A 23028-nucleotide genomic window follows, 5' to 3' on the forward strand; every position below is an offset into this window, starting at 1 on the left:
AAGTTCGAAATCCCTTGTCGTCGCGTGGCGGGACCGGCCCGACTGGCGCCGGGGCTGCGGTGTTCGGGTGGTCAGAGGTTGGGGCGGACCAGGATTTGGATGTGGTCGTCGGGGTGGCGGAGGGATTCTATGGCGTCGGCCACGCCGTCGAAACCGACCTGGGTGGTGACGAGGGATTCGGCGTCGATGACGCCATCTGCTATGCGGTGCAGGGTTTTCGCGTATTCCTCGTGGGGGTAGACCATGCACATCTGGAGGGAGATGTCCTTGTAGATGCCGACGATCGGGCGGATGACGTCGTCGGTCATGACCGATCCGATCTGCAGGATCTTGGTTTCCCGCGGGACCTTGTACATGAGGTCGTTGAGCAAGCCGGGGACGCCGGCGCAGACCCAGACGTGCAGCTGCTGGCCGGGGGAGGCCAGTTCGGCCCATACCTCGACCGGATCTTCGACGGCCGGATCGACGACCCGGTGCGCGCCCAGCCGCAGCGCTGCTTCGCGGCGCAGTTTGGACGGGTCGGAGGCCACGATCGGGGCGACGCCGCGTTCGACCAGGGCCGCGATCGCACCCAAACCGACCGGGCCGCAACCGATGACGATGCCGGTGCCCTCGGGGCCGATGCCGGTGCGCGCCACATTGCCGAAGCCGACGGCGAGCGGTTCGGTCATGGCGGCCACATGCGGGGGCACGTGTTCGGGAATCGGCTCCAGGGCCATGGCTTGCAGCACCATGCGCTCGCCGAAGCCGCCGGGGAAGTCATTGGAGTAGCCGACGCCGTGGATTCCACCGGCGGTATCCAGTGCCCACGGCAGGGCAACCACGTTCTGCCCCTCAACAAATGGGGTGTCGGGGCCCGCGCCGATGACGCGGGCGGACAGCTCATGGCCCATGACCATATCGCGGCACGGGTCGAACAAGAATGTGGGAACACCGCTGTCCCGCGACGCCTGCAGGAAGTCGTCGGTGTAATCCAGTGCGGCCTTGTCGGATCCGCAGATTCCACACGCAATGGTTTCCACCAGCACCTGACCGGGCCCGGGAACGGGATCGGGGACCTCGTCGACAACCAGCCTCCGGTTGCGCATGACTACCGCGCGCATATCAGTTTCCTTCCTCGGGCTGCAGCGCATCGGCGAGCGCTTGGCCGTGCGTGACGAACGCGGCTTCGATGCCGGCGCGCAGGCCGGTCATGAAGCGTTCGCTGTTCTCGTTGGCCCAGTTCAGCGAGGCCTCACGATTGCGATTGGCGCGGGTGAAATGCGGGATGACGTGTTCGGCGAACAGGCGCGCGGAACGCAGGGTGGCATCCCAGTCCGCGACATTGAGGCCGAGCACCAGGAAGATGCCGAAACCGCCGGACTGCTGCGCCAGGGCCTCGATGGCGGCGATGGCATCGTCGGGGGTGCCGATGGTGGCGCGGCCGAAGGACGGGAAACCGGGCCCGGTCCACTGCTCGACGGCCGCGGCGGCGGTATCGCCCCACGGCATGTCCATACCGCTGAGCCGCTTCATGTAATCGACGAGATGTCCTACGCCCCACTCGGCTTCGCGGCGGGCCTGCTCGCGCGTCTCCGCGATATGCATGGGCGCGACGAGCCGCCACTTGGCGCGATCCACGGTATGGCCGTTGGCTGTCATGGTCTGCTCGTAGACCTTCCAGTTCGGCATGAGCGCCTCGTACCCGCTCGGGTCGGACGCCGCCAGTGATAGCAGCCCCGCGCCGTGCTTACCGGCCAGCACCGCACCGGACGGCGAAATCGTCGATGCCACAGCAAGTTCGATGCCGTCCTGCTGATACGGCAGCAGTTGCAGACGCGCGTCGTTCAGCTCGAACCAGTCCGTCTTGGCACTGACCACCTCACCGCGCAGCAGCGGCGCCAGCGCCGCGAGCGATTCGTGCATCATCTCGCGCTGCCGAGCCGGCGGCACCCCCATCATGGCGGCATCGGAGGCCAGCTGGCCGGGCCCGATGCCCATCATCATGCGGCCCTTGCTGAGATGATCGGCCAGCGCGAGCCGGTCGGCGAGCATCATGGGCTGGTGGTACGGCAGCGAATTCACGCCGGTGCCGAGCCGGATCTGCTGGGTGCGCTGCGCGGCGGCAGCCAGGAATACCTCGGGGGCGGCGATGATTTCCATTCCGGCGGAATGATGTTCACCGACCCAGGCTTCGGCGTAGCCGAGCCGATCGGCCAGTTCCACCAGTTCCAGATCCCGCTGGATCTGCAGCGTGGGATTGCCGTTGAGCGGGTGATACGGCGCGATGAAGAAGCCGAAGCGAGTGGGTCCGGCAGGTGTCGCGTTGGGCTGGTTCAATGTTCGTCGCTCCTTTGCGAGATATTCAGTTGTGCTCCGATCTTCGCCGCATGCCTGCCGGGGCTCTGGCAGGTACGCGGCGGCCCGCCGTCACCGAGGACGGCGGGCCTGGTCCGGGTGGGTCAGCCGCGGGCCCATTCATGGCCCCAGTAGCTGTCCGCGGTCATCTCCTCCGCGACATAGTCGGGTCCGACAAGCGCTCCCTCGCAACCGAATTCGATATCCCAGTTGCCGGGGGTGCGGACATAGAAGGAGATCATCTTGTCGTTGGTGTGGCGGCCCAGCGTCGAGGACAGGTGGTAGCCCGCCTTGGTGACGCGGTCGAGCGCGCGGCCCACATCGTCGAGGGAGTCGACCTCGACCATGATGTGCACGATGCCCGGGCCGTCCGCGCGGGTACCCGGAATCAGCGCGAGGCTGTGGTGGCGCGGGTTCACACCCATGAAGCGAATCCAGATCGGATGGTCGGGCGGGCCGACGCGGAACGAGCCGCGCGAGGCGAAACCCAGTACCTCGGTGTAGAACCGGCGGGCATCCTCGATATCGCGAACCGGCAGCACCACATGGCCGAGACCCAGATCGCCATTGACGAACCGCGCACCGTACTTGGTCAGCACCGGGGTGTGATCGAGCAGCGGGCCGTGGAAGACCTCGACGGTGAAGCCGGACGGGTCGACGAAGCTGATGGCCTCTTCGACATGCCGGTTCGCAGCCTCCGCCACCGACAGTGCGGTGACGGCGACGCCGGCCTTCTCGAGGGTTTCGCGCACCAGGCTCAGCGAGCGGGTATCGGCGACCTGCCAGCCGACCGCGATGACCTCGTCGCGCTCGCCGGGCACCAATTCCAGCCGGTAGGTGTGCTCATCGGTGCGCAGGTAGACCGAATCCGGATTGGGCCCGGTCCCCTCGGCGAAACCGATGGTGTCGAAGGCGAACTCGCGCCAGGCCTCGACATCGGCGATGCGGGCCCGGACGTAGCCGAGAGAGCTGAAAGCAGCCATGGTGAACACTCCTACTCAGGAATAGGTGACGGAGACGTTGTCGGTCACCGGAACCGCCTGGCAGGCCAGCACATAGCCGTCTTCCAGGTCGGCGTCTTCGAGAACTTCATTGCGCCGCATGGTGACTTCGCCGGAGACCACCCGGCACACGCAGGCGCTGCACGCGCCTTCGCGGCACGAGTAGGGCGCTTCCAGCCCCTTGGCGAGCAGCACATCCAACAGTGTCTGCTGCCGTGGCCAGGTGATTTCGTGGTTTTCGCCATCGAGTTCGACCTGGGCGGTGGCATTGTCACCGGCCTCGGCGGCGGCCTCCATATCGACCGCGGCATCGGTCTCGAACGGATTGCCCGAGAGCGAGACGAACTTCTCGATATGAACGCGCTTACGGTCCGCGCCGAGCGCGGTCATGGCGGCGCTGACCGCGTCCATGAACGGTCCGGGTCCGCACACGAACACCTCGCGCGCCGCCCACGGCTTCGCCAGTGCGGCAAGCTGTTCGACGCTCGGCAGGCCCTGCACCGACTGCAGCCAGTGCAGCACCAGCAGCCGATCCGGATGTGCCGCGGCCAGTTCCGCCAGTTCCGCACGGAAGATGACCGCGTTCTCGTGCTGGTTGGCGTAGATCAGCGTGACGTGGCCGGAGCCCTGCGCCAGCGCCGACTTCAGGATCGACAGCACCGGGGTGATACCGCTGCCGCCGCCGAACAGCAGCAGATCCGTGTTCAGGGAGCCCGGCGTGAACAGTCCGGCGGGCGGCAGCACCTGCAGGGACATGCCCTCGGTGGCGTTGTCGCACAACCAGTTCGAGCCGTAGCCCTCGACCGTCCGCTTGACGGTGACCTTCAGCGGCCCGTCCTCGTGTGGCGCGCTGGAGAGCGAATAGCACCGGCTCACCGACCCGGTCAGCTCACTGGGGATGCGCAGCGTCAGAAACTGGCCCGGCTTATAGGAGAACCGCTCGGCATGCGCCGCTTCCGGCGCCAGCTCGATCGACACCGCATCCGCGGTCTCCCGCACCACGCGCACCACCCGCACCGACGCGATGCCGCTGGCCTGCGCGGACTCGAGTACCGCATCGACCTCGAGCTGAACCGCATCGGCGGACAGCCGCGCCGCCTCCGCGTCGAGCTGTTTCGTGCCGGGCTCGACCTCTGCCACCGTTCCCATCCGCTCCACCAGTTCCATTCCTGTGCTGTCCATTTCGATCACTGCCATCGCCATCGCCGGCATCGCCCTCGTCATCCCGGCGTGCTTTCGGCCGGGATCCACCGGTCTCAACTGGGTCACCGTGGATCCCGGCCGAAAGCGTCCCGGGATGACGGGTTCAGTAGGGATGACGGGGCATCTACGTGAGGGTCCGGCCGCGGGTGCGCACATCGACGTCGCGTGTGCTGGAGCTCAGCGCGCCCGAGGCGACAGCCTCCTCGATGCTGGCGCGCAAGGCATTGCAGGTGTGCGATTTCAGGCCGGTGGTCGAGAGCTCCGTGCAGGCCGCGACGGCGGCGTTGTTCCATTGCACGCTGGTGTGCTGGGGGCTGAACTTCTCCACCAGCACGCAGGTCCCGCAGGACCGGCACGAAACCTGTTCCATGACAGTGCCTCTCAGGCCTGCGCCGCAGCGGCGTCGGCTTCGGCGCGCTTGGCCAGGTTGTCCGCGACCTCGGCCTCCCAGGCGGTGACAGCGCGGGTGGTGTCCACCTCGAACTCGAACCGGGTGGTCATCTCCTCGGTGACCTCGGCAGCGTCGGTGTAGAACTGCTCGTACCAGCGACGCAGCTGGTAGACCGGCCCGTCCTCCTCGCACAGCAGCGGATTGTTGATGCGCGACTTGCGCTTCCAGATATTCGCGTCCTGCTCGAAGCCCTTGCCGAGTCCGCCGACGAACTTCTCCGCGATCTCCGCGGCCTGCTCGGGCGAGACGCCCTCGGGCTTCTTGGCGATGGCGCCGTACATGAGCACGAACTGGTTCTCATTGATCGGGTAGTGGCAGTTGATGAGGTAGCCCTCGACGACCAGCCCGTTCGCACTCTCGCTCTCGAGGTAGTCGATCATGTAGGACGGCCCGTAGTACGACGCCTCGGACTGCAGGACGTTCTTGCCGCCCAACGCTTTCGCGGTCGCGCCCATCATGTCCTCGCGCGAGACCGAGGTCATGTACTGGCTGGCGATATGGCCTTCGAAGACATTCTTGAAGAAGGTCGGGAAGCCGTAGTGCACATAGAAGAAGTGCGCCATATCCACGACATTGTCGATGACCTCGCGGCAGTTGGCGTCGACGATCATGGAGTTCCAGGTCCAGTCGGTCCACTGCTCGTCGAAGGCGGCGTCGACGCGCGGAATCGCGGCCTCGGCCGGCGGCTGCTTGTTCTCCGGATCGTTCCAGACGAACAGCTGCTTGTTCTCGACCATGGTCGGCCACGCCCTGGTGCGGGCCAGCGGCGGTACCCGGCGCGCATACGGAATGCCGGTGCACTTGCCCTTGCCGTTCCAGCGCCAATCGTGGAACGGACAGGCCAGCGAATCACCCTTGACGGTGCCGTCGGCGAGGTTTCCGCCCATATGCGGGCAGTACGCGTTCAGCACGTTCAGGGTGCCGTCCTCGGCCGCGAACACCACGATCTCGGTGCCGAACGCCTTGACGGTGTGCGGCTTTCCGTCCCGGAAGGTGTCGGCCAGGCCCAGGCAGTGCCAGCCGCGCGCGAATCGGGCAGGCGGCGCGCCCGCATCGATGACTCGCACTTCCGTGACAGCACCATCCGTGGTGGTCATGTGAGTTCCTCTCCCTTGCCTTGTATTGATGGTTGCGGCCGATGTGACGCCGATGACAATGGCTGTCCCACTGGCCGGGAGGTTGCTATCGGTCTGCGAGACGTCCGAAGCTCGCGCGGTAGAAGAGCAGCGGTGTCGCCTCGGAGTGCTCGTTCAAACCGGTCACCCGGGCGATCACCACCGTGTGGTCACCGCCGTCGACCTCGTCGTGCAGTTCGCAGTCGATCGTTGCCAGGGCCCCGGTGAGCAGTGGCGACCCGTTCTCCGAGCCGGTCCACTCGACGCCCGCGAACTTGTCGGCGCCGGGGCGCCCGAGCTGGCGGCAGATCTCGGTCTGATGATCGGCCAGGATGTTCACGCAGAACCGCCCGGCGCGCCGAATGCGCGGCCAGGTGCTCGAGGTCCGGGCGGGGAAGAAGCTCACCAGCGGCGGTTCGAGGGACAGCGATGCGAAGGACTGGCAGGCAAAGCCGACCGGCTCCCCCTCGTCAATGGCGGTGATCACAGTGACCCCGGAGGCGAACCGCCCGAGCACTGCTTTGAAAGCGGTCGGGTCGATCTCCGTAGGCATGCGATCCACCTCCAGCACCGGTTCCACGGCGCCTCCTTTATTTCGGTTCGAAATATGGCTGTCAGTCATAACAGCAGGTCAGGACGAGGAGGCGTCAATATGATGGTTCGGTCACCGAGACATGAATCCGTAGAACGGGACAAAAGCTACGTAGTTCTCCCGATTCCCCAGCGTGTGGTGCAGGGCACTGTGATGGGTAGCACAAGGTCCGAACCCGGCACATGCCTAATCGGAATATCCCTAGACTGGATGCCGGAACCAACGGAGGCTCAAATGTCCGTCGCACTGCTCCCCTCCGCGGAAGCTCGAAACCCTCATACCCCCATGCGCGCCAACCAGAATCGAAACGCCAGCGCCGAAGTCCCCGTCTCGATGATCGAGCGGATGACCCTGATCCTGGACGCGTTCGACACCTCCACCCCCACACTCACCCTGCTCGGCCTGGTCGAGCGCACCGGGCTGCCGCGTTCCACCGTGCACCGCATCCTCGATCAGATGATCAAGCTGCGCTGGCTGGCACACACCTCGGGCGGCTACCGCCTGGGCATGCGCACCCTCGAACTCGGCGGACTCACCGCCGATCACAACGAGATTCGCGATGCCGTCAGCCCGCTGCTGCACGAATTGAGCCAGCGCACCGGCATGGTCGGCCACCTCGCGGTGCTCGACGGCCGCGATGTGGTCTACCTGGACAAGGCCGGCGGCCGCTTCGCCTCCAGCCTGCCCACCCGCCTCGGCGGCCGAATGCCCGCGCACGCAACGGGTGTCGGCAAGGCCATGCTCGCCTGTCTGGAGCCCAATATCGCCGAGGCCGCGCTGCGCGTCCGGCTGCCGCGCCTGACCCCGCGCACCATCTGCGAACCGGACGCGCTCTCACGTGAACTCGCGCAGATCCGCCTGCGCCAGGGCGTGGCCATCGACCGCGAGGAAGCCGTCGTCGGAATCGCCTGTGTCGCAGCGCCGCTGCGTGGCCGCGGTACCGCACCGGCCGCACTGTCACTGTCGGGTCGCGCCGACGGCATGAGCTACGACCGGCTGGCCCGCGTTGTGCTCGAGGTCGCCCACGAGGCCGGGCGCACCCTGTTCCCGCGTCGTGCGCACTGGCGCTGACCCAATGTTCGAACCGGACACAGAAGGAACGCGCGTGCGAGAGCGATACAGTTCGACTATGACCGAAGGCGCTGCGCGCCCCGCCCACGGCGAGGAACAGGCGATCCCGGATCTGCCCACCACCGCCTGGGCCGTGCTCGGAATGCTCTCGCACGCAGACGAACTCTCCGGCTACGACCTGAAGAAGTGGGCGGACTGGAGTCTGCAGTTCTTCTACTGGAGTCCGTCGTTCAGCCAGATCTACGCCGAGCTCAAACGGCTGGAGAAGCACGGCTACGCGACCTCGCGGACCGTGGTCTCCGAGGACGGCATGCGCGGTAAACGCATGTACGCCATTACCGAGAGCGGACGGGAGGCCGCCTCGCACTGGGTGAACAACTCCCCCGTCGAGGCCCCCGTCCTGAAACACAGTGTGATGCTGCGGGCTTGGCTGGGCCATCTCGCCGAACCGGACCGCATGCGCGAAATCCTCACCCAGCACATCGATTACGCCGAGCGCATGCAGCGCCGGGCGCAGATCGACGCCGACGGGGCCGACGCCAATCCGGACTGGGCCTACCCGAGCGCGGTATTGCGCTGGTGCGTCAAGCATTACGAGGCCGAGCGCGAATTCGCCGCCGATCTCCTGGCTGATCTGGACAAACTAGCGAGGCAGCGTAGCCGCCGCAAGAATGTGAAACGACCAAATTCAGAAAAGTCCCACTCAACGGACTAGTCCATAGTCGGCGCCCCCGGGTTGTGACACGGTTCACGTCACCGTGTTACCCACCCAATCTGGAGGACGCCACATGTCTACCTCCGTCGATACCACGGCGCCCCCCAGCGCCGACGACAACACCGGCCGCCTCGACGGGGCCTCGAAGTTTCGGATCTTCTCCGTCCTCGCCGTGATCGTGCTGTTCACCGAGGTTGCACCCATGCAGTACGTCATGGTCTCCGCGGCCCTGCGCCAGATCGCGCCCACCTTCCCGACCCACGGCGCGAATATCAACTGGGCCATCATTATTTTCGGCGTCGTCGGCGCCGCGACCTCACCGGTCATCGGCAAGCTCAGCGATATCGTCGGCAAGAAGCGGATGTTCCTGGTCTGCGGCGTGCTGTTCATGATCGGCTGCGCCATCTGCGCGATCACCAGCAACTGGATGCTCTTCCTGCTGGGCCGCGGCCTGCAGGCGACGGCCATTGCGACCGCGGTCATCTCCTACGGCCTCATTCGAGACCTGATGCCGCGCAAGCTGGTTCCGATCGGCCTGGGCATCGCCTCCACCGGTCTGGGCGTCTCGGCGCTGGCCGGCCCGCTGATCGGCGGCTTCATTGTCGATCACTACAGCTGGCGTTCCATCTTCTGGTTCCTGTTCGCCTTCACCGTGGTGATGATTCCCCTGGTGATCGCGATCGTCCCGGAATCCAAGCTGCGCACCCCGCAGCGGCTGGACCTCGTCGGCGCGATTCTGCTCGGCGCCGGCCTGGTGTTCACCCTGATCTACCTGGACAACGGCCAGGACTGGGGCTGGAGCAAGCCGTCAACCCTGGCATGGCTCATCGGCGGCCTGGTGCTGCTGGCGCTGTTCCCGATCGTGGAAATGCGCGTCAAGAACCCGATCATGGATATGAAGCTGCTGTTCACGCCGCGGGTGAGTGTGCTGCTGTTCATCGCACTGCTGGCCTCGCTCATGATCGGATACCAGTCCTACGCAACCGGTTACATGACCCAGTCCCCGCCGGCCGCCGAGGTCGTCGATCAGGTCAAGACCGCCACCTGGGATCAGGTCAAGGCCGGTGCGCTGCAGCAGGCACAGGCCGGGGCCGAAGCACAGGCGAAGGCAGCGCTGCCGCCCGGCGTGGAACTGCCGCCGGGTGCGGTCAAGGTGCCGCCGGAGGCCGTCTACTCGCAGCTGCCGCCGAATATGGTCGATGTGAAACTGGATCCGGGCTATACCTACGGCAATGGTTTCAGCCTGCTGAAGTACGCCACGCATCTCGCGGTCGCACAGTCGATCATCGCCATGCTCTTCGGCTTCCTCGGTGGTCTCTGGATTCGCCGCAGAGGCGGGCGTCAGCCACTGGTGTTCGCACTCGTCATCTTCGTCGGCGCGGCCATCGCCTATGCGACCACCTCGCACGGCTGGGGTATGCAGGCACTGATCAGCGCGGTCTTCGGTATCGCCTTCGGCCTCTACTACGCGGCCACACCGAATCTCATGGTGGAGGCGGTGCCTGCGGAACAGCAGGGCATCAGCGCGGGCATGCTCGGCGTCATGCAATCCATGGGCGCGGGCATCGGATTGGCGGTGGCCACGGCCTTCCTCAATGCCAACCCGGTCAAGGCGGAGGTCACGGTATTGACTCCGAAGGGCCCGAACACTGTCACCCAGGACATCCCGATGTTGTTCGCCGACAAGGGATACGAGATCAGCTTCTACTTCATCGCGGGAGCGGCGATCATCGCGCTCATCGGCGCGGTGATCATGAAGGCCGGTCGCACACCCGCCACCGGCGGTACAGCGTACTGATCGACTGAATGGAAGTGGCCCGGAGGCAGCATGCCTCCGGGCCACTTTTCTTTCCGCTTTTCTTTCCGGTGAGCGGGACCCCACCTCGTTGTTCCGCGCTGCGCATATTTCTATTAGGAATACCCAGAGGAGGTGGTCGACGATGACCGGTGAACTCGACAGCATTACGACCGCGGTGGCCGCGATCGCGGCCGGCGGCATGGTGCTCGTGGTGGACGACGAGGACCGCGAGAACGAGGGCGATCTCGTCCTCGCCGCCGAGAAGGCGACGCCCGCGAACATCGCCTTCCTGGTGCGCTACACCAGCGGCGTGATCTGCGTGCCCATGGCGGGCGAGGACCTGGATCGGCTGCAATTGCCGCCCATGACGGCCGTCAATCAGGATCCCAAGGGAACCGCGTACACCGTGTCCGTGGATGCGATTTCCGGTGTCAGCACTGGGATTTCGGCCGCTGATCGCGCGCGCACCATGCGATTGCTCGCCGATCCGCGCACCGGGCCCGAGGAGCTCTCCCGCCCCGGGCACGTCTTCCCGCTGCGCGCGAATCCCCGTGGCGTACTGGGCCGTCCGGGCCATACCGAGGCCGCCGTCGACCTCATGCGGCTGGCCGGGCTGCGGCCCGCCGGAGTGATCGCCGAGGTCGTCGCTGACGACGGCTCCATGGCGCGGCTGCCCGAACTGCTGGTCATGGCCCGCGCGCACGATATCCCGATCATCTCCATCGCCGATCTGATCGCGCACCGCAAGAGCCTGGAGAACGGCATCTCGCGCGTGGTCGAGACCCGGCTGCCCACCCGCTTCGGCGACTTCCGGGTGGTCGGCTATGCCGATGAGCATTCCGGCACAGAGCATCTCGCCCTGGTCTGCGGTGATCCCGCCGGCGACGAAGTCCTCACCCGGGTGCACTCGGAATGCCTCACCGGCGATGCCTTCGGCTCCCGGCGCTGCGACTGCGGCGAACAGCTCGATGCCGCACTGGAGGCGGTGGCCGCACAGGGCCGCGGCGTCGTCGTCTATCTGCGCGGCCAGGAGGGCCGGGGCATCGGCCTGCTGAACAAGTTGCGCGCCTACGAATTACAGGATCAAGGCGCGGACACCGTGGACGCCAACGTACAGCTCGGCCTCCCCATCGACGCCCGCGATTACGGCGCGGCCGCACGCATTCTCGCCGACCTCGGCGTGAACTCCGTTCTGCTGCTGAGCAACAACCCCGCCAAACAGTCCGGACTGGAGGCACACGGCATCGCGGTGCGGCGCCGTGTTCCGCTGCAGACGCTGCCCACCGAACACAATGTGCACTATCTGCGCACCAAACGTGATCGGATGAGCCACCAGCTCACCGAGGTCGACGCGGCGGGATAGCATCTGCGCACAGTCATCGCGAGGGGGATTCAGTGTCGACGCCCGACGACGTACCGCAGCCGCACTCCGTATCGCCGCGGCAGCCGCACGTGATGCCGGCCGAGCAGCGCGTCCCCCCGGGCCCCGCCTCCCCGCAGCAGCCGATCCAGCAGCAGCCGATCGCGCCGCCGCAGCCGTATTCGATGCCACCCCAGTCGTATTCGATGCCGCCACCGCGGTCGCGGGCGGTGACGATGATTCCGGTGATCTCGGCGGCACTGGCGGTGCTGTGTGTGGCCATCGCCGTCACCTTCTTCGTCATGTACACCCAGCAGCGGCATACCGCGCAGGAGCGGGGCAGCACCATAGCGCAAATGCGGCAGCAGGTTTCGGATGTGGACGGGCGGCAAGCGGTGGTACGGCGCGCGGCGTGTGACTACGCGACGACCATGTCCACCTACTCGTACACCGATCTCGACCCCTATTTCACCGCGGTGCTGAACGGCTCGACCGGCTCCTGGCATCAGAGCTTCTCCGAGAGCTCGGCCGGGCTGCGGCCGGCGATGGTCCAGGCTCAGGTGCGCAGCTCCGTCACCGACCTGCACTGCGGTGTCAGCTCGCTGACCGCACACGATGCCGAGGTGCTGGTCAGCGCCAAGCAGACCAGGTCGACCGCGACCAATCCCACGCCGGGCGCGACAGTCGTTCCGATGCTCATGACGCTGCAGGAACAATCGAACGGTCGCTGGCTGGTCAGCGACATCAAGACACTGTTCGGATAGCAGTGCCGCCCGGCGACGGTAGGGTCGCGAGATGACGGCGTACGACTCTTCGCAGGAGGCAATGATGCCGAGCTTCGCCAGCCGCTGGGTCATCCCCGCGTACCTGCGCGTGATTCGAGCCAACCGGGCGTTCCTCGGACCGGAAGCGGCACGCAAGCATCTTCGGGAGCGCAGCCTGCGGCCCAAGAGCTACGGCCCGCCGCGGCGACTGCGCTCGGATGTGGTGGTGTCGGTGGATCACAGCCTGGGGTGGCCGGTGTACACCATCGTGCCGCGCAGCGGTCCGGTGCGCGGCAATGTCGTGTACGTGCACGGCGGCGCGTGGGTGAATGAAATCGCGCCGCAGCATTGGGCTTTGGCGGCGGAGATCGCCGCCCGGGTGGGCACCACGGTCACCGTTCCCATCTATCCGCTGGTTCCCATCGGCACCGCGCTGGAGGTGGTCGACGAGATCGCCGGGCTGGTGCTGGACAATCGGGCCCGGTACGGCGAGGTCTGCCTGGCCGGGGATTCGGCGGGCGGGCAGATCGCGCTCTCGACCGCCGTGGTGCTGCGCGATGAGCATCAGCTGAGTGTGCCTCGGACAGTGCTGATTTCGCCCGCGGTCGATCTGTCGCTGAGCAATCCGGAGATCGATGTGGTGCTGCCGAATGATCCGTGGCTCGGCAAGGAGGGCACACGGGTCTTCATCGAGCATTGGCGCGGGCAGCTGTCCCTGTCCGATCCCCGGGTCAGTCCCCTGGCCGCCGACCTGCGCGGCCTGGGTCCGCTGACGATTTTCAGCGGCACCCGGGACATTGTGCTGCCGGATGTGCGGCTGCTGGTGGCGAAGGCGCGGGCGGCCGGTGTGCAGACCGACTATTACGAGGGCACCGGGCTGGTGCACGTCTATCCCTTGACGCCGACAACCGAGGGCCGGGCCGGGCGCGCTGTGATCATCGCGGCACTGTGTGACGCGCTGGCGGCCGAGAAGCGGTGCGCCGCAGGTGAGTCCGGTTAGCCGGCGACGGCGCGGTCAGGGGTGCTCAGCCAGCCACTGGCGGGCCCGGGCCGGGGACGCCCGGGAGAGCCAGGCGTCCTGAATCACCTCGGCCAGTTCCCGGACCGTCAGTTCCCGCAGGCGAGAGGCGCGTAGCAGGACCGAGAGATGACCCTGGAAGTGCGGTGTGGTGAAGAACGGTGAATCCGGATCCTGGACGAGGGCCAGTTTGTCGGATTCGGAGGGCACCCAGAAGACGATGACATCGGTATAGCGCTCGCCGGTATCCGGATCGAAGGCATCGGGGCGGGGCGTGCGGAAGAAGATGAAGGATTTGCGGCCCACCTGGTACACCGGATTACCGGCCGGGCCCTGTTCGACGGTGACGTGCGGCATGGCCCCGGCCAGTTCGTGCACATCCTCGAGGCGGGCGCGGCGCGGTCTGCTCGACACGAATCGAGCTTAACTACTTATTCGCTCCGCACATGGGTTGTACCGACAATTCGGACACTCGTGCGGGGCTCCCCCTGCTCGGCGCCATCCGAGTTGTAAGCGGGGGCACAGTGCTTGGCAAGCACAACCAGAACGACGCGAACTGCGTTTATGCCACCGCCGGTGGCAATCAGCGTCACGGATCACATAGGTTGGTGCTCATGGCGCGGCGTGTCAATGGAAACCTCCCGGCGGAGGTCACCAGTTTTGTGGGCCGTCGCGACGAACTGGCTACCGCGAAACGGCTGCTGCCCACCACTCGGGTTCTCACCCTGCTCGGTCCCGGCGGTATGGGGAAGACGCGATTGTCCCGGCAGATCGGACAGCTGGTGGCGCGCGCGTTTCCCGACGGCGTGTGGCTGGTCGAACTCGCCGATCTACAGGACCCCAGTCTGGTCACCCTCAGCGTCGCCGAGGCCCTGAATCTGAGCGATGAGACCACCGCGCCGCTCCCCCGGCTCACCGAATTCCTGGCCGACAAGCGGCTGCTGCTGATTCTCGACAATTGCGAGCATCTGATCGAGGCCTGTGCCACGCTGGTCGGCCGGATCATCGCCACCACACCGGATGTGCGGGTGCTGGCCACCAGCCGCGAGGTGCTCGGGATTCCGGGTGAACAGGTGATGCCGGTGCCGCCACTGGCCGTGCCCGATCACGGGGTGCCCGGCGACAGCGATGCGCTGCAGCTGTTCATCGAACGCGCCAGCGCCGCGAACCCCGAATTCACCCTCACCGCGGGCAATCGCGCGGTGCTGACCGAGATCTGCCGTCGCCTCGAAGGTATGCCGCTGGCACTGGAATTGGCGGCGCTGCGGCTGCGCATGTTCACTCCCGAACAGATCCTGCACCGGCTCGACGACACCATGGGTCTGCTCAGTGCCGGACCGCGTACCGCGCCGGAGCGGCAGCAGACCATCGAGGGCGCGATTCGCTGGAGCTACAACCTGTGCACGCCCGCCGAACAGCGGCTGTGGGAACAGCTTTCGGTGTTCTCGGGCGGATTCGATATCGAGGCCGCGGAGGCGGTCTGCGAACTGGGCTCCGGATCGCTCATCGACGCGCTCACCGGGCTGGTCGACAAATCCGTTGTCATGCAGCGCTATGACGGTGATACCGCACGGTTTTCGATGCTGGAGCCGATTCGGCAGTTCGCCGCGGACCGGCTGCGGGAGCGCGGCGACGCAGCAGCGGTGCGCGGCCGGCATCGCAAGCACTATCGGGAGCTGGCCATGCGTGGGCAGACCGCGTACTGGACATCCGGTGATGTGGTGTGGTTCCGCGAATTGACCCGCGAGCACCCGAATCTGCGAGCGGCCCTGCGCTCCGGGCTGGAGGACGATCCGCTGGAGACCATTGCGACGGTGACGGTGCTGCGGCCGTTCTGGGAGCACAATCGCTTCCTGTCGGAGGGCTATCGCTGGCTCACCGATGCGCTGGCCCGCAACCCCGAACCGACCGCGGAGCGCGCCAAGGCATTGTCCTCGGCGGCCTCGCTGGCGGCCCTGCTCGGCGATCAGGAGTCGGCGGCCGGACTGGTCACCGAATGTCTGGAATTGGCTGCGACACTGCCGAATTCCGACATCATGGCGGAGGCCGCACTGGACCGCTCGCTGCTCGCCTTCGCCACCGGCGACCGCCAGCGATCGCTGGATCTGGGGCGATCCTCTATCGCGCTGGCGGCCGAGAACGGGCAGCACGCCATCGAAATGGACAGTCACGCCTTCTCATTCATGGCGGCCATGGTGCTGGAGGCCCCCGGCCGCACCGAATTGGCGCACCGTTTCCTGGAACTCACCACCGCGAGCGGATCACATCTGCTCGGCGGGCTGGCGCTGTGGACGGTCGGCATCGACCATTGGCGGCTGGGCGATCTGGAGGCTTCCGCCGAATTCCACCGCCGTGCCATCGAACAGCTCGCACTGTTCGACCGCTGCGTCTGGTTGTCCTCGGCCTTCGAGGGATTGGCCTGGACCGTCTCGGCGAACGGCGACCACCTCCGCGCCGCCACCCTGCTCGGCGCGGCGGAATCCCTGCAGCGCAGCACCATTCGCCTGGCGCACGCCATCACCGTCGCCGTCGGCGACAAGGAGCTGCTGAAGATGCGGGATGCGCTGGGCGAGGACGCTTTCCGCGCTGCCTTCGGCGCCGGTGCGAATATGCCCCTCAGCGAGGCCATCGACTACGCCCTCGGCCGCACCGTCGCACCCGCCCCCGAACCGGAGTCCGCCGCACCCAAGCGGGTCGCCCGCAAATCGGCCGTGGCGGCCTCGGAAACGAATGTCCTCACCCGCCGCGAAAAAGACGTGGCCCGCCTGGTCGCCGCCGGCCACAGCAATAAGCGCATAGCCGCCGATCTGGTGATCTCCATTCGCACCGCGGAAACCCACGTCGAACACATCCTCACCAAGCTGGGCTTCACCTCCCGCACCCAGGTCGCCGCCTGGGCCCACGAACACGCCCTCTGAGTCCCCCGATATACCGGGTCGGCCCAGCATCTCGCGCAGTCGGCTCGATGCTGGTCAGTACCCTGTTGCGCCGTCTATCCGTTCGCGGAGGAGGTCGGCGTGGCCGGCGTGGCGGCCGTACTCCTCGATCATGTGGAGGTAGATCCAGCGCAGTGAGAGGTCGGTGCCGGTACGGGGGTGGGTGACGGTGTGGTCCAGGGGCAGGGTGGCAACGGCCTTGTCGGACAAGGCGATTTCATCGAGATAGCGGGCGTAGTCCGCCTCGGCCGCGGCGGCCTCGGTGTCGTCGAAGTCGCCGTCCTCGTTGGTTCCGAGGGCGCAGTAGAGGTAGTCGAGGTCTTCGGCGGCCGCTCGTTTGCGGAACCAGCCGCGCTCGGTCTCGGTCATATGGCGCAGCAGGCCGAGCAGGGACATCGAGGAGGGCTCTACGCTGCGGGTGGCGAGCTGGGTTCCATTGAGGCCCTGGCATTTCCACAGCAGTACATTGCGGCCGCGGTCGAGCAGGGATTGGAGCATGGCACGCTCGTCACCGACGAGCTGCTGCGAGGTACGTTGGATCTCGGGCGCTGTCCACGTCATAGTCGGAACCTACCCGCGGCGGCGGTGGCGCGAAACCGACTTTGCGCAGACGACTTCGCGCCCGCCCCACGCCCGGATTCAGGGCACGGGACGGGCGCGAGAGTCGGTGTCCTACAGACCGTTGTTCAGGAAGTCGATCACCGAGCGTTCGAATGCGTCCTTGCGCTCCACCTGCACCCAGTGGCCGCAGCGGGAGAAGATGCGCAGATCCGAGTTCGGCAGCTGCCGAGCCGGGAAGAGCGAACCCTCGACGGGGGTGACGCGATCATCGCGGCCCCACAGCATGAGGACCTCGTGCTGCAGGCCCTTGAGCCGCGCCCACAGCGGGAGCGGTTCGGCGAACTTCGGGTTGTAGAAGGTGGCGTAGGCGTCGCGCAGGGCGGCCTGGCCGCGGAGATCGGCGGCGGCCTCGAGGCGGGTCGCCACCAGTTCCGGGGTGAGCGTGGCCTCGTTGAACACCATGGCGCGCAGGAAGCCCATGGCGCGTTCGCCGGAGGGGGCCGCGTTGTATTCCATCAGCCGCCGAATGCCTTCGGACGGTTCGGGTCCGAGCACATTCACGCCGACGCCGCCGGGCGCCATGAGCACCACGCGGTCCACCCGGCCCGGATGGTCCAGCGCGAGCATGGCGGCCACGCCGCCGCCCATGGAATTGCCGAGCAGGTGCGCCTTTTCGATGCCGAGCTCATCCAGCAGCCCGATCACCGCATCGGCGGCGATGCGAAGGTAGTTGCGCTCGTACACCTCCGGGCGTTCGCTGGCGCCGAAGCCGGGCTGATCGAGAATGAGGCAGCGGAAGTGCTCGGCCAGCACCGGCAGATTATTGCCGAAGTTGGCCCAGCCCGAGACGCCCGCGCCGGAGCCGTGCAGCAGCACCAGCGGCGCGCCGGAGCCCGCCTCGTGATAGCGCAGCTTATGCCCGTCGACGGTGACCCAGCGCTCGGTATTCTCCACGGTGAGAGTCATTTACAGCATCCGATCCGTGACCTCGAGGCCCATGGCGCCCTTGCCGAACATGGCCAGCGCGCGCTCGATGTCATTGATGGCGTGCACACTGCCTGCGTGGGCGTCACGCCAGTGCCGCTCGATCGGATTCGGCTGCTTGATGGAGTGGCCGCCGGAGTTCTTGAACAGCAGATCGATTGCCTCCAAGGCGCGTTCGGTGCCGCGCACCTGATCACGGCGGGTGCGCAGGCGGACCTCGAACGGAATCTCCTCGCCCGCTTCGGCATAGCGCAGCTGCTCGGAGGTATTGCGCTCCATCTGCAGGATGGCGGCGTCGATCTCGCTGGCGGCGCGGGCGATTCGCACATGCGCGAACGGATCGTCGGAGACCTTCTGGCCGCCGTAGGACAGGCGCACACGCTCGCGCTGCCGCTCGATATGCGCCTCGTACGCGCCTTCGGCCGCGCCGATGATCGGCGCGGTGATGGTGTTGGAGAAGACGCTGCCGAACGAGATCTTGTACAGCGGAGCGGTATTCACCTCCTGGCCGGGGCCGATCAGGTTCGCCTGATCGGTGGCGGAGTACATGCGGTAGGCCGGGACGAAGGCCTTCTCGATGACGATGTCATTGGAGCCGGTGCCCGAGAGTCCGGAGACGTGCCAGACATCCTCGATGCGGTAGTCGGTGCGCGGAACCAGCACCGTGAAGTAGTCCATGCCCTTGTCGGTGGGCAGCAGCGCGCCCAAGAAAACCCACTGCGCGTGGTCGCAGCCGGAGGAGAAGCTCCAGCGACCGGACATCTCGAACCCGCCCTCGACGGCGGTCAGCTTGCCGGTCGGCGCGTAGGAGGACGACACCCGGATATCCGGGTCCTCGCCCCACACATCCTGCTGCGCGCGATCGTCGAACAGCGCCAGCTGCCACGGGTGGGCGCCGAGCACCGAGGTCACCCACGCGGTGGAGGGGCAGGCGGTCGCGATGGCGCGCACCACCTGGTAGAAGTCCACCGGGGAAGCCTCCGCGCCGCCGAAGCGCTTGGGCTGCAGCATGCGAAACACACCGGCTTCGGTCAACTCGGCAATGCTGGCGTCGGGCACCCGCCGCTGCTGTTCGGCCTGCACCGCCCGTTCCCGGATCGCGGGCAGCAGATCCCGAACCTGATCGAGCACCTTGTTCGTCATGCGGGTGTTTCCTCCTCGTGCAGTGGTTCCTGCACCCGACGCTATGGCCCAGAACACCCGGCGGCCGGAAAAGTCCCGGTCAACGGAATCTCATCCCGGTGAGAGGAGAGCGGCCGCCCCACTGCCAGGCAGCGGGAGGGCAGCACGAGGGCGCTGGGCCGAGCGGGAGCAGCCGCGCGCACAGCTCCGGTTGGGCCGCCGATCCGCTACTTGTGCGCGTATTCCCAGTCGATGTCCTCATCCAGGGCCTGTCGAATGCGGCCGGCGAGGTCGGAATTCCAGTCGGCGGGCTGGGCGACGGCGACCCAGCCGTCCAGGCACAGGGTGCCGTAGCGGTGGCCGTGGCCCGAGGGAACCTTCTGAGCGTGCGCCATATCCGCACTCACCTGCCAGAAGGTGACGATCGGCCACCAGCGCATCGACCGGGAGACATCGGCGCCGCGCGGTTCCTTCAGCCAGTCGGGCTGGGTGAAGAGCAGGTCCGGCGACCACCAGACAATGGGGTCGGAGGCATGCTGGAGGTAGACGACGCGGGGCGAAATCCATTGCCGGTCCGGACGATTCAGATTCTCGGCGTCCGCGGCGAAGCGGACGATGAGACCGTCGGCGTAGATGGGCAGGATTTCCGGGGTACCCGGATCACGGCGCTCGGTGAGCTGACTCCAGAGCCGGTTCGAGTTCGGCGGCCCGACCCACAGCACCCCGTCGACCAGGGTGCGAATGTCATCGAGCCCGGTGAAGGCCGCCTCCGACCCCTGCGAGCCGAGGCTTTCGCCGTACACCAGCAATTTCGGCCGATGGTCCGGCGGCAGGGTGGCCCAGCGCTCGTGCACCGCGTGCACCAGCAGTCGCCCGGCATCGGCGGCCTTCTGCTTGTCCGACAGGAACGACAGCACGCTCGGCAGATACGAGTACTGGGTCGCCGCGATGGCGGAATCGCCGCCGTACATGTACTCGATGGCCGCCGCCGTGGTCGAGTCCACCCAGCCGGTGCCGGTCGTGGTCACCACCACCACGACCTGACGATCCCAGGCGTGGGTGCGATCGAGTTCGCGCACCACAAGATTGGCGACATCCTCCGCCGCCGGCGCGGACTCCAGCCCGGCATAGGCGCGAATCGGTTCGCGCGCAGGCCTTCCCGTCACCTGCGTGATCCGCTCGGCGGTCGGCGCATACGAGACGAACCAGCGCCCCTCCGACCCGAGCGTCTGCCACGGAGCCAGAGATTCGGGACTGCCGGATCGCTCGGCCAGGGTCGGCTGCACGGCCGAAGCCGAGGTGTGTCCGTTGCGCACACTGAACGCCGAATTCGCCACGGAGAAGAAGGCTTTCGCGAGTACACCCTGGAACAGCAGGACGGCGAGCACCAGCACCACTACTACCGCTCCCGGCGCGGCAATGGCCCGCGGAATCCGCCAGTCGATATTGAGCACTCGAATGATCCACCGCAGCAACCACCGCAACGCGCGGTACGCCCCGATCACCAGCGCCACCGTCGCCGCCGCCAGCAATTCCGCCCGCAGATAGCTGGAGGTGGTTGTCGGCTTCATCCCCATGAGGACTTCCAGATCGCGCTGCCACCGCGCCGACCGCGCCAGAATCGCGGCCGCCCCGACCGCCGCACCCACCATGATCACCAGTTTGGTGAGCTCCCGAGCCCGGTCCGACAGCCGCCACCGCAGCAGCCACTCGGTCGCCGGCTCCGGCAGCAGCGGCCACACCCACCGCCGCACCAGCCACTCCAGCACACACCCCACTCCATACCCGATGACCGCACTGATCCCACTCACCAGCCCCTGGAACATCCACTCCCTGGGCACCAGCGAAGGCGACACCGACCAGGCGAAAAAGATCGCACCGACCACAACGCCGACATAATTCGGCCGCACCGCCCGATCAGCAGCCCGCAACGCATCAGCAACCCGCGCTCCGAAAGACCGCCCACGTGGTGGCTCACCCGTCATATCCCGAGTGTCGCCCGCAGTTAGCCACGACCGCGCCCACGACACGCGCACGCCCCCACCCAGTCGGGCAGCGATTCGAGCGCAGCCCGTGCCTCCTCCGCATCGGCGGGCAGCGCGACCCGGCACCTGACGCTGCTTCTGTCGAGAGAACAGCTCGCACCTGAGCCGCACACCCTTGGAGGGGGCCGTGGCGATCAGAGGCCGGCTGCGCGAGAGGCTCAGTCGCGGCACAGCGCGCGAACACGGCGCGTCGAACCGGCAGACGCGCCGCTCATCGACCGCACAGTCTTTGTCTCAGCCGCACAGGCTCCATCAGGGCTGTGCGGCTGACACGGGCTTTGTCGTGCCCGGTTATTCGGTGCGGGCGGCGGAGGTTCCGGCTCGGCGGCCGAAGAAAGTGCCGTCGCCGAGGGAGGTGCCGGAGATGTAGCCGATGCCGTGCAGGCCGTTGGTGGCCCGGCCGGCGGCGAAGAGGCCGGGGATGCGGGTGTTGTCGAGGTTCAGGACGTGGCCGTCGAGGTCGGTGTGCAGGCCGCCGAGGGTGAAGACGGAGGCGCCGGTGCCGCGGCGGTCGCCGGCTTCGGCGGGTGGGCGGATGCCTGCTTTGACGTCGATGGCGGCCAGGGGGGAGGTCAGGGGGCGGAGCCAGCGGGCGGACTTGTGGAGGTCGAGATCGGCTCCGGCGGTAGCGAATTCGTTGTAGCGGCGGAGGGTGTCGGCGAGTGAGCCGGTGGGCAGGCCGGTGAGTTGTTCCAGCTCCGCGGCGGTTTCGGCGACGTGGGTGGGCTGGACACCCCAGCGCTGGGGTTCGGGGACGTCTTCGAAACCCGCCTCGTCGACGATGACCCACATGGCGGTGTCAGCACCCGCCCAGCTGCCGCCCATGTTCTGCCGGTACAGCGCGGCCTGGCCGATGCGGCCGGGATACGTGTCCTCGTTCATGAAGCGCTGGCCACGGGCATTCACGACCATGCCGCGCGCGGCCAGACCGGGGATGAGGGACATGCCCACCTGACCGGAGGACATGTGCCGGACCCCCGCGCCGAGCGCCTGCGCCATGCGGATACCGCTGCCGTCATCGGTGCCCGCACTCACCTTGGTATGGCCGAGCAGCTCGGGGGCGTGCGCGGCGAGCATGGCGTCATTGTCGACGAATCCGCCGGTGGTCAGCACCACGCCGCGGCGGGCCCGGATGGTGAGCTCCTTACCGTATTGCCGCGCAACAACTCCCACCACCGCATTGTCGCCGGAGACGATCAGCGTGGTGACGTACACATCGAACAGCGCTGTGGCACCGGCGGATTCGGCCGCACCGGACAGACATTCCATCAGCAGCTTGCCGCCGAAGTCATTGGCGGTCGGCCGGTGCCCGCGCGGCGCGGGCTTGGCCGATTCGGTGAAGGGCCAGCTGTTCTCGCCGAGCCACATCAGCCCGTCGTCGGTCGGCGGCACCCAGGTCGGCGCATCCCACATGGTCGGCTTGAACGGCACGCCCCGGTCGACCAGCCAATGGAAGTGCTCCACGCTGCCCGCGCTGTACTCCTCGATCTTGGCCGCATCCGCGCCCGCGCCCATGGCCGCCTTCAGGAAGGCCGCCATCTCCTCGGGGGTGTCCTCGAACCCGCAGGCCACCTGGACCGGGGTGCCGCCGCCGAGGTAGATCTCGCCGCCGGACATGGCCGAGGCTCCGCCCGGCCCGCCGGAGCGCTCCAGCACCAGCACCTTGGCCCCGGTGTACGCGGCCTCGAAGGCGGCCGCCGCCCCGGCCGCCCCGTAACCGACGATCACCACATCGGTGTCGATGTCGTAGTGGTTCACCTCGCCGGCCGCCCGTGGCGTCACCGAATTCCGCGCTGTCATGCCTGCACGGTGCCCGCTCGCATCGGCGGGGCATAGCGCCCCATCTTGCTCACCGACTCTCCGATCCCGTTGACCGGGACTGTGACCGGTCCCCGGGCAGTGCACTGGGGATGGTGTGTGAACGGCGTCACTGTGGTTGGGGTCGCCTTTCAAGG

The 23028-nt window shown here is 67.1% G+C and carries 20 protein-coding genes; 7 read left to right on the plus strand and 13 right to left on the minus strand.

Annotated features, from left to right (window positions below; translation table 11 throughout):
- Positions 1-71 precede the first annotated feature (71 nt).
- From OG716_RS22275 to OG716_RS22305, 7 genes are all read right to left on the minus strand, one after another.
- Positions 72-1103, minus strand: coding sequence for a zinc-binding dehydrogenase (locus tag OG716_RS22275; RefSeq protein ID WP_405132709.1), 1032 nt, complete (start codon positions 1101-1103; stop codon positions 72-74).
- 1 nt (position 1104) lies between these two features.
- Complete coding sequence (locus tag OG716_RS22280) at positions 1105-2319, minus strand: LLM class flavin-dependent oxidoreductase (protein WP_405132710.1); 1215 nt, start codon at positions 2317-2319, stop codon at positions 1105-1107.
- A 122-nt stretch (positions 2320-2441) separates the two neighbouring features.
- Positions 2442-3320, minus strand: a complete 879-nt coding sequence (locus OG716_RS22285; RefSeq protein WP_405132711.1) for a VOC family protein — start codon at positions 3318-3320, stop codon at positions 2442-2444.
- 15 nt (positions 3321-3335) lie between these two features.
- Positions 3336-4520, minus strand: a complete 1185-nt coding sequence (locus OG716_RS22290) for a 2Fe-2S iron-sulfur cluster-binding protein (RefSeq protein ID WP_405132712.1) — start codon at positions 4518-4520, stop codon at positions 3336-3338.
- Between the two features lie 145 nt (positions 4521-4665).
- Positions 4666-4911: a hypothetical protein gene (locus OG716_RS22295; RefSeq protein ID WP_405132713.1), complete on the minus strand. Its 246-nt coding sequence runs from the start codon at positions 4909-4911 to the stop codon at positions 4666-4668.
- 11 nt (positions 4912-4922) lie between these two features.
- Positions 4923-6089, minus strand: a complete 1167-nt coding sequence (locus OG716_RS22300; protein WP_405132714.1) for a Rieske 2Fe-2S domain-containing protein — start codon at positions 6087-6089, stop codon at positions 4923-4925.
- A gap of 85 nt (positions 6090-6174) precedes the next feature.
- Positions 6175-6687 (minus strand): flavin reductase family protein, encoded by a 513-nt coding sequence (locus OG716_RS22305; protein WP_405132715.1) that lies wholly within the window; start codon positions 6685-6687, stop codon positions 6175-6177.
- 246 nt (positions 6688-6933) lie between these two features.
- On the opposite strand from OG716_RS22305, the gene OG716_RS22310 reads away from it, so the two are divergent.
- The 6 genes from OG716_RS22310 to OG716_RS22335 all read left to right on the plus strand — a co-directional run bounded on the left by OG716_RS22310 (position 6934) and on the right by OG716_RS22335 (position 13407).
- Positions 6934-7770 carry an IclR family transcriptional regulator gene (locus tag OG716_RS22310; RefSeq protein WP_355123403.1) on the plus strand — a complete coding sequence of 279 codons (837 nt, stop codon included), beginning with the start codon at positions 6934-6936 and terminating at the stop codon, positions 7768-7770.
- Between the two features lie 58 nt (positions 7771-7828).
- On the plus strand, positions 7829-8485 hold the full coding sequence (locus OG716_RS22315) for a PadR family transcriptional regulator (RefSeq protein ID WP_405132716.1): 657 nt from the start codon (positions 7829-7831) through the stop codon (positions 8483-8485).
- 73 nt (positions 8486-8558) lie between these two features.
- A complete protein-coding gene (locus OG716_RS22320) occupies positions 8559-10283 on the plus strand; it encodes an MFS transporter (protein ID WP_405132718.1) in 1725 nt (574 codons plus the stop codon).
- A 142-nt stretch (positions 10284-10425) separates the two neighbouring features.
- Positions 10426-11646, plus strand: a complete 1221-nt coding sequence (locus OG716_RS22325) for a bifunctional 3,4-dihydroxy-2-butanone-4-phosphate synthase/GTP cyclohydrolase II (RefSeq protein ID WP_405132719.1) — start codon at positions 10426-10428, stop codon at positions 11644-11646.
- Positions 11647-11678: 32 nt separating this feature from the next.
- Complete coding sequence (locus OG716_RS22330; RefSeq protein ID WP_405132720.1) at positions 11679-12407, plus strand: hypothetical protein; 729 nt, start codon at positions 11679-11681, stop codon at positions 12405-12407.
- Between the two features lie 31 nt (positions 12408-12438).
- Positions 12439-13407 (plus strand): alpha/beta hydrolase fold domain-containing protein, encoded by a 969-nt coding sequence (locus OG716_RS22335; RefSeq protein WP_405132721.1) that lies wholly within the window; start codon positions 12439-12441, stop codon positions 13405-13407.
- A gap of 15 nt (positions 13408-13422) precedes the next feature.
- Here OG716_RS22335 and OG716_RS22340 read toward each other — a convergent pair whose 3' ends face one another.
- Positions 13423-13782: a hypothetical protein gene (locus tag OG716_RS22340; protein ID WP_405139835.1), complete on the minus strand. Its 360-nt coding sequence runs from the start codon at positions 13780-13782 to the stop codon at positions 13423-13425.
- Positions 13783-14039: 257 nt separating this feature from the next.
- On the opposite strand from OG716_RS22340, the gene OG716_RS22345 reads away from it, so the two are divergent.
- Positions 14040-16343, plus strand: a complete 2304-nt coding sequence (locus tag OG716_RS22345; RefSeq protein WP_405132722.1) for an ATP-binding protein — start codon at positions 14040-14042, stop codon at positions 16341-16343.
- A 54-nt stretch (positions 16344-16397) separates the two neighbouring features.
- On the opposite strand, the gene OG716_RS22350 is transcribed toward OG716_RS22345, so the two are convergent.
- The 5 genes from OG716_RS22350 to OG716_RS22370 form a co-directional block, all read right to left on the minus strand.
- Entirely contained in the window at positions 16398-16922 is a 525-nt protein-coding gene (locus OG716_RS22350) for a DinB family protein (protein WP_405132723.1), read from the minus strand.
- Between the two features lie 111 nt (positions 16923-17033).
- Complete coding sequence (locus OG716_RS22355) at positions 17034-17888, minus strand: alpha/beta fold hydrolase (protein WP_405132724.1); 855 nt, start codon at positions 17886-17888, stop codon at positions 17034-17036.
- Positions 17889-19049 carry a 3-hydroxy-9,10-secoandrosta-1,3,5(10)-triene-9,17-dione monooxygenase oxygenase subunit gene (gene hsaA / locus OG716_RS22360; RefSeq protein WP_355123381.1) on the minus strand — a complete coding sequence of 387 codons (1161 nt, stop codon included), beginning with the start codon at positions 19047-19049 and terminating at the stop codon, positions 17889-17891.
- 206 nt (positions 19050-19255) lie between these two features.
- Positions 19256-21013, minus strand: coding sequence for an alpha/beta hydrolase (locus OG716_RS22365; RefSeq protein ID WP_405132725.1), 1758 nt, complete (start codon positions 21011-21013; stop codon positions 19256-19258).
- A gap of 351 nt (positions 21014-21364) precedes the next feature.
- Positions 21365-22873: an FAD-dependent oxidoreductase gene (locus tag OG716_RS22370; protein WP_405132726.1), complete on the minus strand. Its 1509-nt coding sequence runs from the start codon at positions 22871-22873 to the stop codon at positions 21365-21367.
- Positions 22874-23028 lie beyond the last annotated feature (155 nt).

It is taken from the genome of Nocardia sp. NBC_01388, from assembly GCF_045040085.1.
Classification (GTDB): Bacteria; Actinomycetota; Actinomycetes; order Mycobacteriales; family Mycobacteriaceae; genus Nocardia.

Bases quoted from the DNA above. Each gene is read 5' to 3' on its own strand.
- OG716_RS22275 (WP_405132709.1), bottom strand. From the start codon at position 1,103: ATGCGCGCGGTAGTCATGCGCAACCGGAGGCTGGTTGTCGACGAGGTC.
- OG716_RS22285 (WP_405132711.1), bottom strand. From the start codon at position 3,320: ATGGCTGCTTTCAGCTCTCTCGGCTACGTCCGGGCCCGCATCGCCGAT.
- OG716_RS22290 (WP_405132712.1), bottom strand. From the start codon at position 4,520: ATGGACAGCACAGGAATGGAACTGGTGGAGCGGATGGGAACGGTGGCA.
- OG716_RS22295 (WP_405132713.1), bottom strand. From the start codon at position 4,911: ATGGAACAGGTTTCGTGCCGGTCCTGCGGGACCTGCGTGCTGGTGGAG.
- OG716_RS22300 (WP_405132714.1), bottom strand. From the start codon at position 6,089: ATGACCACCACGGATGGTGCTGTCACGGAAGTGCGAGTCATCGATGCG.
- OG716_RS22310 (WP_355123403.1), top strand. From the start codon at position 6,934: ATGTCCGTCGCACTGCTCCCCTCCGCGGAAGCTCGAAACCCTCATACC.
- OG716_RS22315 (WP_405132716.1), top strand. From the start codon at position 7,829: ATGACCGAAGGCGCTGCGCGCCCCGCCCACGGCGAGGAACAGGCGATC.
- OG716_RS22320 (WP_405132718.1), top strand. From the start codon at position 8,559: ATGTCTACCTCCGTCGATACCACGGCGCCCCCCAGCGCCGACGACAAC.
- OG716_RS22325 (WP_405132719.1), top strand. From the start codon at position 10,426: ATGACCGGTGAACTCGACAGCATTACGACCGCGGTGGCCGCGATCGCG.
- OG716_RS22335 (WP_405132721.1), top strand. From the start codon at position 12,439: ATGACGGCGTACGACTCTTCGCAGGAGGCAATGATGCCGAGCTTCGCC.
- OG716_RS22340 (WP_405139835.1), bottom strand. From the start codon at position 13,782: ATGCCGCACGTCACCGTCGAACAGGGCCCGGCCGGTAATCCGGTGTAC.
- OG716_RS22345 (WP_405132722.1), top strand. From the start codon at position 14,040: ATGGCGCGGCGTGTCAATGGAAACCTCCCGGCGGAGGTCACCAGTTTT.
- OG716_RS22350 (WP_405132723.1), bottom strand. From the start codon at position 16,922: ATGACGTGGACAGCGCCCGAGATCCAACGTACCTCGCAGCAGCTCGTC.
- OG716_RS22355 (WP_405132724.1), bottom strand. From the start codon at position 17,888: ATGACTCTCACCGTGGAGAATACCGAGCGCTGGGTCACCGTCGACGGG.
- hsaA (WP_355123381.1), bottom strand. From the start codon at position 19,049: ATGACGAACAAGGTGCTCGATCAGGTTCGGGATCTGCTGCCCGCGATC.
- OG716_RS22365 (WP_405132725.1), bottom strand. From the start codon at position 21,013: ATGACGGGTGAGCCACCACGTGGGCGGTCTTTCGGAGCGCGGGTTGCT.
- OG716_RS22370 (WP_405132726.1), bottom strand. From the start codon at position 22,873: ATGACAGCGCGGAATTCGGTGACGCCACGGGCGGCCGGCGAGGTGAAC.